The organism is Enterobacter cloacae complex sp. ECC445 (assembly GCF_021892025.1).
Taxonomy (GTDB): Bacteria; Pseudomonadota; Gammaproteobacteria; order Enterobacterales; family Enterobacteriaceae; genus Enterobacter; species Enterobacter chengduensis.
This window is the reverse complement of record NZ_JAKLRZ010000022.1, coordinates 48,922-61,894: the sequence shown is the minus strand read 5'-3', so window position 1 is coordinate 61,894 and position 12,973 is coordinate 48,922. Positions and strand designations below refer to the sequence as shown.

At 57.6% G+C, this 12,973-nt stretch carries 10 protein-coding genes; all 10 read left to right on the top strand.

Annotation, left to right across the window (positions count from 1 at the left end):
• The first annotated feature begins 1 nt into the window (after window position 1).
• Entirely contained in the window at window positions 2-481 is a 480-nt protein-coding gene (locus L6R44_RS17070) for a GDP-mannose mannosyl hydrolase (RefSeq protein ID WP_032641633.1), read from the top strand.
• Window positions 478-1,701 carry a colanic acid biosynthesis fucosyltransferase WcaI gene (gene wcaI, locus L6R44_RS17065; protein WP_237424887.1) on the top strand — a complete coding sequence of 408 codons (1,224 nt, stop codon included), beginning with the start codon at window positions 478-480 and terminating at the stop codon, window positions 1,699-1,701. The genes L6R44_RS17070 and wcaI overlap by 4 nt, the downstream gene beginning before the upstream one ends.
• A gap of 3 nt (window positions 1,702-1,704) precedes the next feature.
• On the top strand, window positions 1,705-3,141 hold the full coding sequence (gene cpsB / locus L6R44_RS17060; protein ID WP_032641629.1) for a mannose-1-phosphate guanyltransferase: 1,437 nt from the start codon (window positions 1,705-1,707) through the stop codon (window positions 3,139-3,141).
• A 111-nt stretch (window positions 3,142-3,252) separates the two neighbouring features.
• Complete coding sequence (gene cpsG / locus L6R44_RS17055) at window positions 3,253-4,623, top strand: colanic acid biosynthesis phosphomannomutase CpsG (protein WP_237424886.1); 1,371 nt, start codon at window positions 3,253-3,255, stop codon at window positions 4,621-4,623.
• Window positions 4,624-4,737: 114 nt separating this feature from the next.
• Window positions 4,738-6,132: an undecaprenyl-phosphate glucose phosphotransferase gene (wcaJ, locus tag L6R44_RS17050; protein WP_237424885.1), complete on the top strand. Its 1,395-nt coding sequence runs from the start codon at window positions 4,738-4,740 to the stop codon at window positions 6,130-6,132.
• 1 nt (window position 6,133) lies between these two features.
• Window positions 6,134-7,612: a colanic acid undecaprenyl disphosphate flippase WzxC gene (gene wzxC / locus L6R44_RS17045; protein ID WP_237424884.1), complete on the top strand. Its 1,479-nt coding sequence runs from the start codon at window positions 6,134-6,136 to the stop codon at window positions 7,610-7,612.
• 17 nt (window positions 7,613-7,629) lie between these two features.
• On the top strand, window positions 7,630-8,910 hold the full coding sequence (gene wcaK, locus L6R44_RS17040; RefSeq protein ID WP_024908095.1) for a colanic acid biosynthesis pyruvyl transferase WcaK: 1,281 nt from the start codon (window positions 7,630-7,632) through the stop codon (window positions 8,908-8,910).
• Window positions 8,907-10,127 carry a colanic acid biosynthesis glycosyltransferase WcaL gene (wcaL, locus tag L6R44_RS17035; protein ID WP_237424883.1) on the top strand — a complete coding sequence of 407 codons (1,221 nt, stop codon included), beginning with the start codon at window positions 8,907-8,909 and terminating at the stop codon, window positions 10,125-10,127. The genes wcaK and wcaL overlap by 4 nt, the downstream gene beginning before the upstream one ends.
• 12 nt (window positions 10,128-10,139) lie before the next feature.
• Window positions 10,140-11,531 carry a colanic acid biosynthesis protein WcaM gene (gene wcaM / locus L6R44_RS17030; RefSeq protein WP_237424882.1) on the top strand — a complete coding sequence of 464 codons (1,392 nt, stop codon included), beginning with the start codon at window positions 10,140-10,142 and terminating at the stop codon, window positions 11,529-11,531.
• A 176-nt stretch (window positions 11,532-11,707) separates the two neighbouring features.
• On the top strand, window positions 11,708-12,604 hold the full coding sequence (galF, locus tag L6R44_RS17025) for a GalU regulator GalF (RefSeq protein WP_032641615.1): 897 nt from the start codon (window positions 11,708-11,710) through the stop codon (window positions 12,602-12,604).
• Window positions 12,605-12,973: the final 369 nt, after the last annotated feature.

Here is a 12,973-nt window from a genome sequence, read left to right as displayed (position 1 = left end):
GATGTTTTTAAGTCAGGAAGATTTTGCCACGGTGGTGCGTTCCACTCCGCTCATCTCGATTGATTTGATCGTGGAGAACGAACGCGGCGAGTTCTTGCTGGGGAAACGAACCAACCGTCCTGCACAGGGCTTCTGGTTCGTGCCCGGCGGGCGCGTGCAGAAGGATGAGACGCTTCATGATGCGTTTGAGCGTCTCACTCTGGCGGAGCTGGGCCTGCAGCTGCCGATGGCGGCGGGCCAGTTTTACGGGGTCTGGCAGCACTTCTATGACGATAACTTTTCAGGCACCGGGTTCACCACGCACTACATCGTGCTGGGGTTCCGCCTGAAGGTGACTCAGGCAGACCTGCGTCTGCCTGATGCTCAGCATGACGACTACCGCTGGCAGACGCCAGAGGCGCTGCTGGCGAGCGACAATGTGCATGACAACAGCCGTGCCTATTTCCTCGCTGAACGTCAGTCCGGGGTGCCGGGCTTATGAAGATCCTCGTATACGGAATCAACTACTCGCCGGAATTAACCGGCATCGGAAAGTACACCGGCGAGATGGTGGAATGGATGGCGAGCCAGGGACATGACGTGCGGGTCATTACCGCGCCGCCGTACTACCCGGAATGGAAAGTGGGGGAGCGCTACTCAAGCTGGCGCTACCGTCGCGAAGAGGGGGCAGCCACCGTCTGGCGCTGCCCGCTGTATGTGCCTAAGCAGCCCTCGACGCTGAAAAGACTGCTTCATCTTGGCAGCTTTGCCCTGAGCAGTTTTTTCCCGCTGATGGCGCAGCGTCGCTGGAAGCCGGATCGCATTATCGGCGTGGTGCCGACGCTGTTTTGCACGCCGGGCATGCGCCTGCTGGGCAAACTCTCCGGCGCGCGCACCCTGCTGCACATTCAGGATTATGAAGTTGACGCCATGCTGGGCCTGGGGATGGCAGGTAAAAGCAAAGGCGGCAAGGTGGCGAAGCTCGCCAGCGCCTTTGAGCGCAGCGGGCTGCACAACGTGGATTACGTCTCGACCATCTCGCGCTCGATGATGAACAAGGCGCAGGAGAAGGGCGTCCCGGCGGATAAAGTGATCTTCTTCCCGAACTGGTCCGAAGTGGCGCGTTTTCGCGACGTGACTGAGCAGGACGCTCGGGCGCTGCGCGCCCGGCTCGGTTTGCCTGATGACCAAAAAATCATTCTTTACTCAGGCAATATCGGCGAAAAGCAGGGGCTGGAGAGCGTGATCGAGGCGGCCCAGCTGCTGAAAGAACATCCATGGATGTTTGTGATTGTCGGGCAGGGCGGCGGCAAAGCGCGGCTGGAAAAACTGGTCGGCGAACGCGGCCTGAGCAACGTGAAATTCTTCCCGCTTCAGTCCTACGAGGCTTTGCCTGCGCTGCTGAAGATGGGGGACTGCCATCTGGTGGTGCAAAAACGCGGCGCCGCGGACGCGGTGCTGCCGTCCAAGCTGACCAACATTCTGGCGGTGGGCGGCAACGCGGTGATTACGGCCGAAGCCGAAACTGAATTAGGCCAGCTGTGCAACAGCTACCCGGGCATTGCCGTTTGCGTGGAGCCGGAATCGGTTCCTGCCCTGGTGACCGGCATTGAGCAGGCGCTTGCCATGCCAAAAGCGAACACGGTGGCACGTGAATATGCCGAACGCACGCTCGAGAAAGAGAACGTGCTGAACCAATTTATTGCAGATATACGGGGATAAATCATGAGTCAAACCACTTTGTATCCGGTTGTGATGGCTGGTGGCTCTGGTAGCCGGTTGTGGCCGCTGTCCCGCGTGCTCTATCCAAAACAGTTCCTCTGCCTGAAAGGGGATCTCACCATGCTGCAGACGACGGTAAACCGTCTCCACGGCGTGGAGTGTGAAAGCCCGGTGGTGATTTGTAACGAACAGCACCGCTTTATCGTTGCCGAGCAGCTGCGCCAGCTGAATAAACTCACTGAAAACATCATTCTGGAGCCTGCCGGTCGTAACACCGCGCCAGCGATCGCCCTCGCGGCGCTGGCGGCAAAACGCAGCAGCCCGGACTGCGACCCGCTGATGCTGGTGCTCGCGGCAGACCACGTTATCCAGCAGGAAGACGCGTTCCGCGATGCGGTGCGTGCGGCCATTCCTTACGCCGAGAGCGGCAAGCTGGTGACCTTCGGCATCGTGCCGGATCTGCCGGAAACCGGTTACGGCTACATTCGCCGCGGCAGCGTGACGCCGGGTGAAGGCGATAGCGTCGCCTTTGACGTGGCGCAGTTTGTCGAAAAACCGAATCTGGAAACCGCGCAGGCGTACGTTGCCAGCGGGGAGTATTACTGGAACAGCGGGATGTTCCTGTTCCGCGCCGGTCGCTATCTGGAAGAGCTGCGCAAATACCGCCCGGATATTCTGAACGCCTGCGAGAAAGCGATGGCGGTGGTGGACCCGGACCTCGACTTCATCCGCGTGGATGAAGAGGCGTTCCTCGCCTGCCCGGAAGAGTCCATCGACTATGCGGTAATGGAACGCACGGCTGACGCCGTCGTGGTACCGATGGACGCCGGCTGGAGCGACGTGGGCTCCTGGTCCTCCCTGTGGGAGATCAGCGCCCATACCCCGGAGGGTAACGTCCATCACGGCGATGTCATTAGCCACAAAACGGAAAACAGCTACGTCTACGCCGAGTCCGGCCTGGTGACCACGGTCGGGGTGAAGGATCTGGTGGTGGTCCAGACCAAGGACGCGGTGCTGATTGCCGACCGTAACGCCGTGCAGGACGTTAAAAAAGTGGTAGAGCAAATCAAGGCCGACGGCCGACACGAACACCACATTCACCGCGAAGTGTACCGTCCGTGGGGGAAATATGACTCCATCGACGCGGGCGAGCGTTATCAGGTGAAACGCATCACCGTGAAGCCGGGCGAGGGGCTGTCGGTGCAGATGCACCATCACCGCGCCGAGCACTGGGTGGTGGTGGCGGGTACGGCCAAGGTCACCATCGACGGCGAAGTCAAACTGCTGGGCGAAAACGAGTCCATCTATATTCCGCTGGGGGCGACGCACTGTCTGGAGAACCCGGGGAAAATTCCTCTCGACTTAATTGAGGTGCGCTCCGGCTCGTATCTGGAAGAGGACGATATCGTGCGCTTCCAGGACCGCTACGGACGGGTGTAGCCCTCAGCATCATGCCCGGTGGCGCTGCGCTTACCGGGCCTACGAATGACAAAAAAATCAATTTGGCCATTAAGTGGTCAGGACCGACTGTTGCCTGAAAAAGGGGTCATCATGGAAAAATTAACCTGTTTTAAAGCCTACGATATTCGCGGCAGGCTGGGCGAAGAGCTGAATGAAGACATCGCGTGGCGCATTGGCCGCGCGTACGGCGAATATCTCAAGCCAGAAACCATCGTGCTGGGCGGCGACGTGCGTCTGACCAGTGAGTCCCTCAAGCTGGCGCTGGCGAAAGGGTTGCAGGACGCGGGCGTGGACGTGCTGGACATCGGTCTTTCCGGAACCGAAGAGATCTACTTTGCCACCTTCCACCTGGGCGTGGACGGCGGTATCGAAGTGACCGCCAGCCACAACCCGATGGACTACAACGGCATGAAGCTGGTGCGCAAGGGCGCGCGCCCTATCAGCGGCGACACCGGCCTGCGCGACGTGCAGCGCCTGGCGGAAGCCAACGATTTCCCGCCGGTCAACGAAGCGAAGCGCGGCAGCTACAAAAAAATCAACCTGCAGAAAGAGTACATTGACCACCTGCTCGGCTACATCAACGTGGCGAACCTCAAGCCGCTGAAGCTGGTCATCAACTCCGGTAACGGCGCGGCCGGCCCGGTTGTCGATGCCCTGGAAGCCCGCTTTAAGGCGCTGAACGTGCCGGTGACCTTCGTCAAGGTGCACAACAACCCGGACGGCAACTTCCCGAACGGTATTCCTAACCCGCTGCTGCCGGAGTGCCGCGACGACACCCGCAATGCGGTGATTGAGCACGGCGCGGATATGGGCATCGCCTTTGACGGCGACTTCGACCGCTGCTTCCTGTTCGACGAGAAAGGGCAGTTCATCGAGGGCTACTACATTGTCGGCCTGCTGGCGGAAGCGTTCCTCGAGAAAAACCCGGGCGCAAAAATCATTCATGACCCGCGCCTCTCCTGGAACACCGTCGACGTGGTGTCTGCCGCAGGCGGCACGCCGGTGATGTCCAAAACCGGCCACGCGTTCATCAAAGAGCGCATGCGTGAAGAAGACGCCATTTACGGCGGCGAGATGAGCGCCCACCACTACTTCCGTGATTTTGCCTACTGCGACAGCGGGATGATCCCGTGGCTGCTGGTGACCGAGCTGCTGTGCCTGAAGGGGAAAACCCTGGGCGAGCTGGTGCGCGACCGCATGGCGGCCTTCCCGGCGAGCGGGGAGATTAACAGCAAGCTGGCGCAGCCCGCCGAGGCGATTGCCCGCGTGGAGCAGCACTTTGCGATTCACGCGCTGGAAATAGACCGTACGGACGGCATCAGCATGGCGTTCCCGCAGTGGCGCTTCAACCTGCGCTCGTCGAACACCGAGCCGGTGGTGCGCCTGAACGTGGAGTCCCGCGCTGACGCGGCGCTGATGGAAGCCCGAACGCAGGACATTCTGGCGCTGTTGAATCAGTAATAACTGCCCCTCACCCCAGCCCTCTCCCCAAAGGGGAGAGGGTGTTCAAGTTCCCTCTCCCCTTTGGGGAGAGGGTTAGGGTGAGGGGTAAGGTTTAGAACTAAAGGAACAACGATGACGAATCTAAAAAAACGCGAACGAGCGAGAACGAATGCATCGTTAATCTCTATGGTGCAGCGTTTTTCTGATATCACCATCATGGTCGGTGGATTGTGGGCGGTGTGTCGAATCAGCGGGCTGCCGTTCTTATATATGCATCTGCTGATGGCCCTGATTGCGCTGGTCGTGTTTCAGATGATCGGCGGGATGACCGATTTCTACCGCTCGTGGCGCGGCGTGAAAATGACCACCGAACTGATGCTGCTGCTGCAGAACTGGACCCTGAGCCTGATCTTCAGCGCGGGCCTGGTGGCGTTCAGCCATGATTTTGATAATCGCCTCGTGACCTATCTTTGCTGGTATCTGTTGACCAGCGTCGGCATGGTGGTGTGCCGCTCCCTGATCCGCTTTGGCGCGGGCTGGCTGCGCAACCGGGGTTATAACCGTCGCTTCGTGGCGGTGGCAGGCGATCTGCCGGTCGGAAAGGTGCTGCTCGACAGCTTCCGCAAGGAGCCATGGTTAGGGTTTGAAGTGGTTGGGATTTACCACGACGCGAAGCCGGGCGGCGTGCCGTCGGACTGGGCGGGTAATTACGAACAGCTTATTGAAGACGCGAAGGCCGGTAAAATCCACAACGTCTACATCGCCATGCAGATGAAGGACGAATCCCGCATCAAGCAGCTGATGCGCGAGCTGGCGGACACCACCTGCTCGGTGATCCTGATCCCGGACGTGTTTACCTTCAACATCCTCCATTCACGCATTGAAGAGGTGAACGGCGTGCCGGTGGTACCGCTGTACGACACCCCGCTGTCGGGCATTAACCGCGTGCTCAAGCGCGTGGAAGATATCGTGCTCTCTTCGCTGATTTTGCTGCTCATCTCCCCGGTGCTGTGCTGCATCGCGCTGGCGGTGAAGCTGAGCTCTCCCGGCCCGGTTATTTTCCGCCAGACCCGCTACGGCATGGACGGTAAGCCGATTATGGTGTGGAAATTCCGCTCCATGAAGGTGATGGAAAACGACAAGGTGGTGACCCAGGCCACGCAGAACGATCCGCGCGTGACCCGCGTGGGTAACTTCCTGCGCCGTACCTCGCTGGACGAGCTGCCGCAGTTTATCAACGTCTTTACCGGCGGGATGTCGATTGTGGGCCCGCGTCCGCACGCGGTGGCGCATAACGAACAGTACCGCTCGCTGATTGAAGGCTACATGCTGCGCCATAAGGTGAAGCCGGGCATCACCGGCTGGGCGCAGATCAACGGCTGGCGCGGCGAAACCGACACGCTGGAAAAAATGGAAAAACGCATCGAATTCGATCTGGAGTACATCCGCGAGTGGAGCCTCTGGTTCGATATCAAGATTGTTTTTCTGACCATCTTCAAAGGCTTCGTGAACAAAGCGGCGTACTAAGATGAGCTTACGTGAAAAAACCATCAGCGGCGCCAAGTGGTCAGCGATGGCGACCATCGTCATCATTGGCCTCGGCCTCGTGCAGATGACCGTGCTGGCGCGCATTATCGATAACCACCAGTTCGGCCTGCTGACCGTCTCGCTGGTGATCATCGCGCTGGCCGATACGCTGTCTGACTTTGGTATTGCCAACTCGATTATCCAGCGCAAAGAGATCAGCCATCTCGAGCTGACCACGCTCTACTGGCTGAACGTGGGGCTGGGGGCTTTCGTGTTCTTGCTGGTGTTCCTGCTGAGCGACACCATTGCCAGCGTGCTGCACAACCCGGATCTCGCCCCGCTGATGCGAACATTGTCTTTTGCCTTCGTGGCGATCCCGCACGGGCAGCAGTTCCGCGCGCTGATGCAGAAAGAGCTGGAGTTCAACAAGATCGGCATGATCGAAACCAGCGCCGTGCTGGCGGGCTTCACCTTCACCGTGGTGAGCGCCCATTTCTGGCCGCTGGCGATGACCGCTATCCTCGGTTACCTGGTCAACTCCGCCGTGCGTACCCTGCTGTTCGGCTACTTTGGCCGCAAGATTTATCGTCCCGGGCTGCATTTCTCTCTCGCGTCCGTCTCGTCCAACCTGCGCTTTGGCGCGTGGCTGACGGCGGACAGCATCATCAACTACGTGAACACCAACCTCTCGACGCTGGTGCTGGCGCGCATCCTGGGCGCGAGCGTGGCGGGGGGCTACAACCTGGCCTACAACGTCGCGGTGGTGCCGCCGATGAAGCTCAACCCGATTATTACCCGCGTGCTGTTCCCGGCGTTTGCCAAAATCCAGGACGACACCGAGAAGCTGCGCGTCAACTTCTACAAGCTGCTTTCCGTGGTAGGGATCATCAACTTCCCGGTGCTGCTGGGGCTGATGGTGGTCTCAAGCAATTTCGTGCCGCTGGTGTTTGGCGAGAAGTGGAACGGCATTATCCCGATCCTGCAGCTGCTGTGCGTGGTGGGGCTGCTGCGCTCCGTGGGGAACCCGATTGGTTCGCTGCTGATGGCGAAGGCGCGGGTGGACATCAGCTTTAAGTTCAACGTGTTCAAAACCTTCCTGTTTATTCCGGCGATCGTCGTCGGCGGGCATATGGCGGGCGCTATTGGCGTCACGCTCGGCTTCCTGCTGGTGCAGATAGTCAATACCGTTCTGAGCTACTTCATCATGATCAAGCCGGTGCTGGGCTCCAGCTACCGCCAGTACATCCTGAGCCTGTGGCTGCCGTTCTATCTCTCATTGCCGACCCTGGCGGTGAGCTACGGTCTGGGCATCATCCTTCGCGGTCATCTGCCGCTGGCCGCGCTGCTGGCGGTGCAGGTGGCCGCAGGCGCGCTGGCGTTTGGCGTGATGATTGTGCTGTCACGCAATGCGCTGGTGGTGGAGATGAAGCGCCAGTTTTGCCGTAACGAAAAAATGAAAACGCTGCTTCGCGCAGGCTAGTTATTTAAGAGGCCATTATGAAATTATTAATTCTTGGCAACCATACCTGCGGCAACCGTGGCGACAGCGCCATCCTGCGCGGTTTACTGGATGCGATTAACACCCTTAAGCCTGAAACCGAAGTGGACGTGATGAGCCGTTATCCGGTCAGCTCATCCTGGCTACTGAACCGCCCGGTAATGGGCGATCCGCTCTACAGCCAGATGAAACAGCATAACAACGCTGCGGGCGTGATGGGTCGCGTGAAGAAAGTGCTGCGTCGCCGCTACCAGCACCAGGTGCTGCTTTCCCGCGTGACCGATACCGGCAAGCTGCGCAACATCGCGATCGCCCAGGGCTTTACCGATTTTGTTCGTCTGCTGTCCGGCTATGACGCCATTATCCAGGTGGGCGGATCGTTCTTCGTCGATCTCTACGGCGTGCCGCAGTTTGAGCATGCGCTGTGCACGTTCATGGCGAAAAAGCCGCTGTTTATGATTGGCCACAGCGTCGGGCCATTCCAGGATCCGCAGTTTAACCAGCTGGCGAACTACGTCTTCGGCCACTGCGACGCGCTGATCCTGCGCGAATCGGTCAGCCTCGACATGATGAAGCGCAGCGAAATTGACACCTCTAAAGTTGAGCACGGCGTGGATACCGCCTGGCTGGTGGATCACCAGGACGACAGCTTCCAGGCAAGCTACGCGGTGCAGCACTGGCTGGACGTGGCGGCAAAACAGAAAACCGTCGCGATTACCCTGCGCGAGCTGGCGCCCTTCGATAAACGTTTAGGCACCACGCAGGCGGCGTACGAGAAAGCTTTTGCCGACGTGGTGAACCGCGTGCTGGACAGCGGGTATCAGGTGCTGGCCCTGTCCACCTGCACCGGTATCGACAGCTACAACAAAGACGACCGCATGGTGGCGCTGAACCTGCGCAACCTGGTGAACGACCCGTCCCGCTATCACGTGGTGATGGACGAGCTGAACGACCTGGAGATGGGCAAGCTGCTCTCCGCCTGTGACCTGACCGTCGGCACACGCCTGCACTCGGCGATTATCTCCATGAACTTCGGCACCCCGGCGATTGCCATTAACTACGAGCACAAGTCTGCCGGGATTATGCAGCAGCTCGGCATGCCGGAAATGGCCGTGGATATTCGCCATCTGCTGGACGGTTCGCTGGGTGCGATGGTGGGCGACACGCTTGGCCAGCTGCCTGCTATCAATGAACGCCTGGCGGTGGCGGTGAAGGCCGAGCGCGAGAAGGGGATTGGGATGGTGAAATCGGTCCTCGACCGCGTGCGGGAGGGGAAATGAAGGTTGGTTTCTTCTTGCTGAAATTTCCGCTGTCGTCCGAGACCTTTGTTCTGAACCAAATCACGGCGTTTATCGATATGGGATATGACGTGGAGATTATCGCCCTGCAAAAGGGCGATACCCAAAATACCCATGCGGCGTATACCCAGTACGGGCTGGAGGCGAAAACCCGCTGGCTGCAGGATGAGCCGTCCGGGAAGCTGAGCAAGCTTGGCCGCCGGGCCAGCCAGACGTTGCGCGGGATCCATCGCGCGTCGACCTGGCGGGCGCTGAATGTTTCCCGTTATGGGGCCGAATCCCGCAATCTGATCCTGTCGGCCATCTGCGGTCAAACCGCGCGGCCGTATCGCGCCGACGTGTTTATTGCCCACTTCGGTCCGGCGGGCGTCACGGCCGCGAAACTGCGCGAGCTGGGGGTGATTGACGGCAAAATTGCCACCATCTTCCATGGGATAGACATCTCCAGCCGCGAGGTGCTGAACCACTACACGCCGGAGTATCAGCAGCTTTTCCGGCGCGGCGACATGATGCTGCCCATCAGCGATCTGTGGGCTGGACGGCTGAAAAACATGGGCTGCCCGGGCGATAAAATTGCCGTTTCGCGCATGGGCGTGGACTTAACGCGCTTTACCCGCCGCCCGGTGAAAGTGCCGGGCAAACCGCTGCAGATCATCTCCGTTGCGCGTCTGACCGAGAAGAAAGGCCTGCACGTGGCCATTGAAGCCTGCCGCCAGCTGAAAGCGCGCGGGGTGGATTTCCACTACCGCATTCTCGGCATTGGGCCGTGGGAGCGCCGTCTGCGGACGCTCATCGAACAGTATCAGCTGGAAGATGTCGTCGAGATGCCGGGCTTTAAGCCGAGCAACGAGGTCAAGGCCATGCTCGACGAGGCGGACGTGTTCCTGCTGCCTTCCGTGACGGGCGCCGATGGCGATATGGAAGGCATTCCGGTGGCGCTGATGGAGGCGATGGCCGTCGGTATTCCGGTGGTGTCGACCCTGCACAGCGGGATCCCGGAGCTGATCAAGTCCGAACATTCCGGCTGGCTGGTGCCGGAGAATAACGCGATGGCCCTTGCCGACCGACTAGCGGCCTTTAGCGACATTGACCAGCAGGCGCTGGAGCCCGTGCTGCACAATGCCCGCCAAAAAGTGGAAACCGATTTTAACCAGCAGGTGATCAATCGCCAGCTCGCGAGCCTGCTGCAAACGCTGTAACGCCGAGGTTGTATGCTGAAAAAGATTACCCGACGCACCTTTGTCTCTTCTCTGTCCGTTCTGGCGGCCACGCCGCTGCTGTCGTCACGCATTGCGCGTGCGGCAGCCGGGAGAACGGTCTCTGTTAATCAGTACAATAACAACGACTGGATTGCCGCCTTTAAGCAGGCGTTTAATGACGGCGACACGGTCGTGGTCCCCGCCGGGCTCACCTGCGAAAACGTCAATACGGGCATTTTCATTCCCGACGGGAAAACGCTGCTGATCCGCGGGGCGTTAACCGGCAACGGGCGCGGCCGCTTTGTTCTGCAGGAAGGGAGCAAGGTGATCGGCGAAGGGGCCGGGCGCACGGAGAACATTACGCTCGACGTTCGCGGCTCTGACTGCGTCATCAAAGGTCTGGCGATGAGCGGTTTTGGCCCGGTGGCGCAGATTTATATCGGCGGCAAGAATGCCAGCGTGATGCGCAATTTAATGATAGATAACATCAGCGTGAGTCAGGCCAACTACGCCATCCTGCGCCAGGGATTCCACAACCAGGTGGACGGTGCCCGCATCATCAACAGCAAATTTAGCCATCTGCAGGGCGATGCGATTGAGTGGAACGTGGCCATCAACGATCGCAATATCCTGATCTCCGATCATGTCATCGACAACATCAACTGCACCAACGGCAAGATCAACTGGGGCATCGGCATTGGCCTCGCCGGCAGCACTTACGATAACGACTATCCGGAAAAGCAAACCGTCAAGAACTTCGTGGTGGCTAACATCACCGGCAGCAACTGTCGCCAGCTGGTGCACGTCGAAAACGGTAAGCATTTTGTTATCCGTAATATAAAGGCCAAAAATATTACCCCTGACTTCAGTAAAAAGGCGGGAATAGACAACGCCACGGTGGCCATTTATGGCTGTGATAATTTCATTATTGATAATGTCGACATGGTCAATAGTGCGGGAATGTTAATTGGTTATGGGGTTATAAAAGGCGATTATTTGTCCATTCCGCAAAACTTCAAGCTCAATAATATTCACCTTGATAATCGACAGCTTGCGTATAAATTGCGCGGAATACAGATTTCCTCCGGTAACGCCACCTCGTTTGTGGCAATAACTAACGTGGAAATGCAGCGCGCCACGCTTGAATTACACAACAAGCCACAGCATCTTTTTTTACGCAACATCAATGTGATGCAGGAGGCCGCTGTAGGGCCCGCCCTGAAAATTAACTTCGACCTGCGTAAAGATGTGCGGGGTAAATTCATGGCGAAAGACGAGACGCTGCTGTCGCTGGCGAACATTAAGGCTGTGAATGAGAAGGGGCAGAGCTCGGTGGATATTGACCGGGTCGACCAGAAGGTGGTGAATGTGGAAAGGCTGAACTTTACGCTTCCGCACAGATAATCGCCACTTGTCAATTTTGAGACTATTCCTGGCATAAAAACGTGATCTTATCAGATTACAACTACGGAAATTTGTAGTGTCAGGGCGTAACATTACCCATGAATTACGGCAAATCATGCTGGCGAAAACAGGTTTAAGAGCTATAATTCGTCAACCATTTTAAGGTGGAAGAAATAATGATTAATTTGAAAGCAGTCATTCCGGTAGCAGGCTTGGGCATGCATATGCTGCCAGCCACAAAAGCCATTCCTAAAGAGATGCTGCCGATCGTCGACAAGCCAATGATTCAATACATTGTCGACGAGATTGTTGCTGCAGGGATCAAAGAAATCGTCCTGGTTACGCATTCGTCCAAGAATGCGGTTGAGAACCACTTCGACACCTCTTACGAACTCGAAGCGTTGCTTGAGCAGCGCGTCAAACGCCAGCTGTTGGCGGAAGTGCAGTCCATCTGTCCGCCGGGCGTAACCATCATGAACGTGCGTCAGGCGCAGCCGCTGGGTCTGGGACACTCTATCCTGTGTGCCCGCCCTGTTGTCGGGGATAATCCATTCATCGTCGTGCTGCCGGACATCATCATCGATACCGCATCTGCCGATCCGCTGCGTTACAACCTGGCGGCCATGGTGGCGCGTTTCAACGAAACGGGTCGCAGCCAGGTGCTGGCGAAACGCATGAAGGGCGATCTCTCCGAGTACTCCGTGATTCAGACGAAAGAAGCGCTGGAGACGGAAGGGCAGGTGAGCCGCATCGTTGAGTTTATCGAAAAACCGGATCAGCCGCAGACGCTGGACTCAGATCTGATGGCGGTGGGCCGCTATGTTCTGAACGCCGATATCTGGGCGGAACTGGAAAAAACCGAACCAGGCGCCTGGGACCGTATTCAGCTGACTGACGCGATTGCCGAACTGGCGAAAAAACAGTCTGTTGACGCGATGCTGATGACCGGCGACAGCTATGACTGCGGTAAGAAAATGGGGTATATGCAGGCGTTTGTGAACTATGGTCTGCGTAACCTGAAGGAAGGGGCGAAGTTCAGAACCCGTATTGAGAAGTTGCTGGCAAACGACTGATATTTTCTTAAACGCTTTGTATAAGCGGTAGTCATCATCAGGATATGTGAAAACATAGCTAAAATGATGACTACCGTTTTTTGTTATTATTCATAATGATAACATAGAGTTATCTGATTCAAATCTCGACAGATTTGTAACGATTTGTGCTTGTTTCTATGGTCATTTAGGACGACAATTAACGCCAGTTTTTTGTCTGTATCCAGACCAGAAACTGCTTTTCAGTAAATTCAATCAGTGCACTGGTAGCTGTTAAGCCAGGGGCGGTAGCGTGCCTTGCATTCGCAATTGAATATTGAACGAACAGTCCTGGTCTATACAGAGTTTCTCGCGATTCAGCACTTCTCGCGGGCAAAAAAATCAGATTGA

What these genes read in the sequence shown, in the direction of transcription:
- L6R44_RS17070 (WP_032641633.1), top strand. Translation starts at nt 2, where the DNA reads ATGTTTTTAAGTCAGGAAGATTTTGCCACGGTGGTGCGTTCCACTCCG.
- wcaI (WP_237424887.1), top strand. Translation starts at nt 478, where the DNA reads ATGAAGATCCTCGTATACGGAATCAACTACTCGCCGGAATTAACCGGC.
- cpsB (WP_032641629.1), top strand. Translation starts at nt 1,705, where the DNA reads ATGAGTCAAACCACTTTGTATCCGGTTGTGATGGCTGGTGGCTCTGGT.
- cpsG (WP_237424886.1), top strand. Translation starts at nt 3,253, where the DNA reads ATGGAAAAATTAACCTGTTTTAAAGCCTACGATATTCGCGGCAGGCTG.
- wcaJ (WP_237424885.1), top strand. Translation starts at nt 4,738, where the DNA reads ATGACGAATCTAAAAAAACGCGAACGAGCGAGAACGAATGCATCGTTA.
- wzxC (WP_237424884.1), top strand. Translation starts at nt 6,134, where the DNA reads ATGAGCTTACGTGAAAAAACCATCAGCGGCGCCAAGTGGTCAGCGATG.
- wcaK (WP_024908095.1), top strand. Translation starts at nt 7,630, where the DNA reads ATGAAATTATTAATTCTTGGCAACCATACCTGCGGCAACCGTGGCGAC.
- wcaL (WP_237424883.1), top strand. Translation starts at nt 8,907, where the DNA reads ATGAAGGTTGGTTTCTTCTTGCTGAAATTTCCGCTGTCGTCCGAGACC.
- wcaM (WP_237424882.1), top strand. Translation starts at nt 10,140, where the DNA reads ATGCTGAAAAAGATTACCCGACGCACCTTTGTCTCTTCTCTGTCCGTT.
- galF (WP_032641615.1), top strand. Translation starts at nt 11,708, where the DNA reads ATGATTAATTTGAAAGCAGTCATTCCGGTAGCAGGCTTGGGCATGCAT.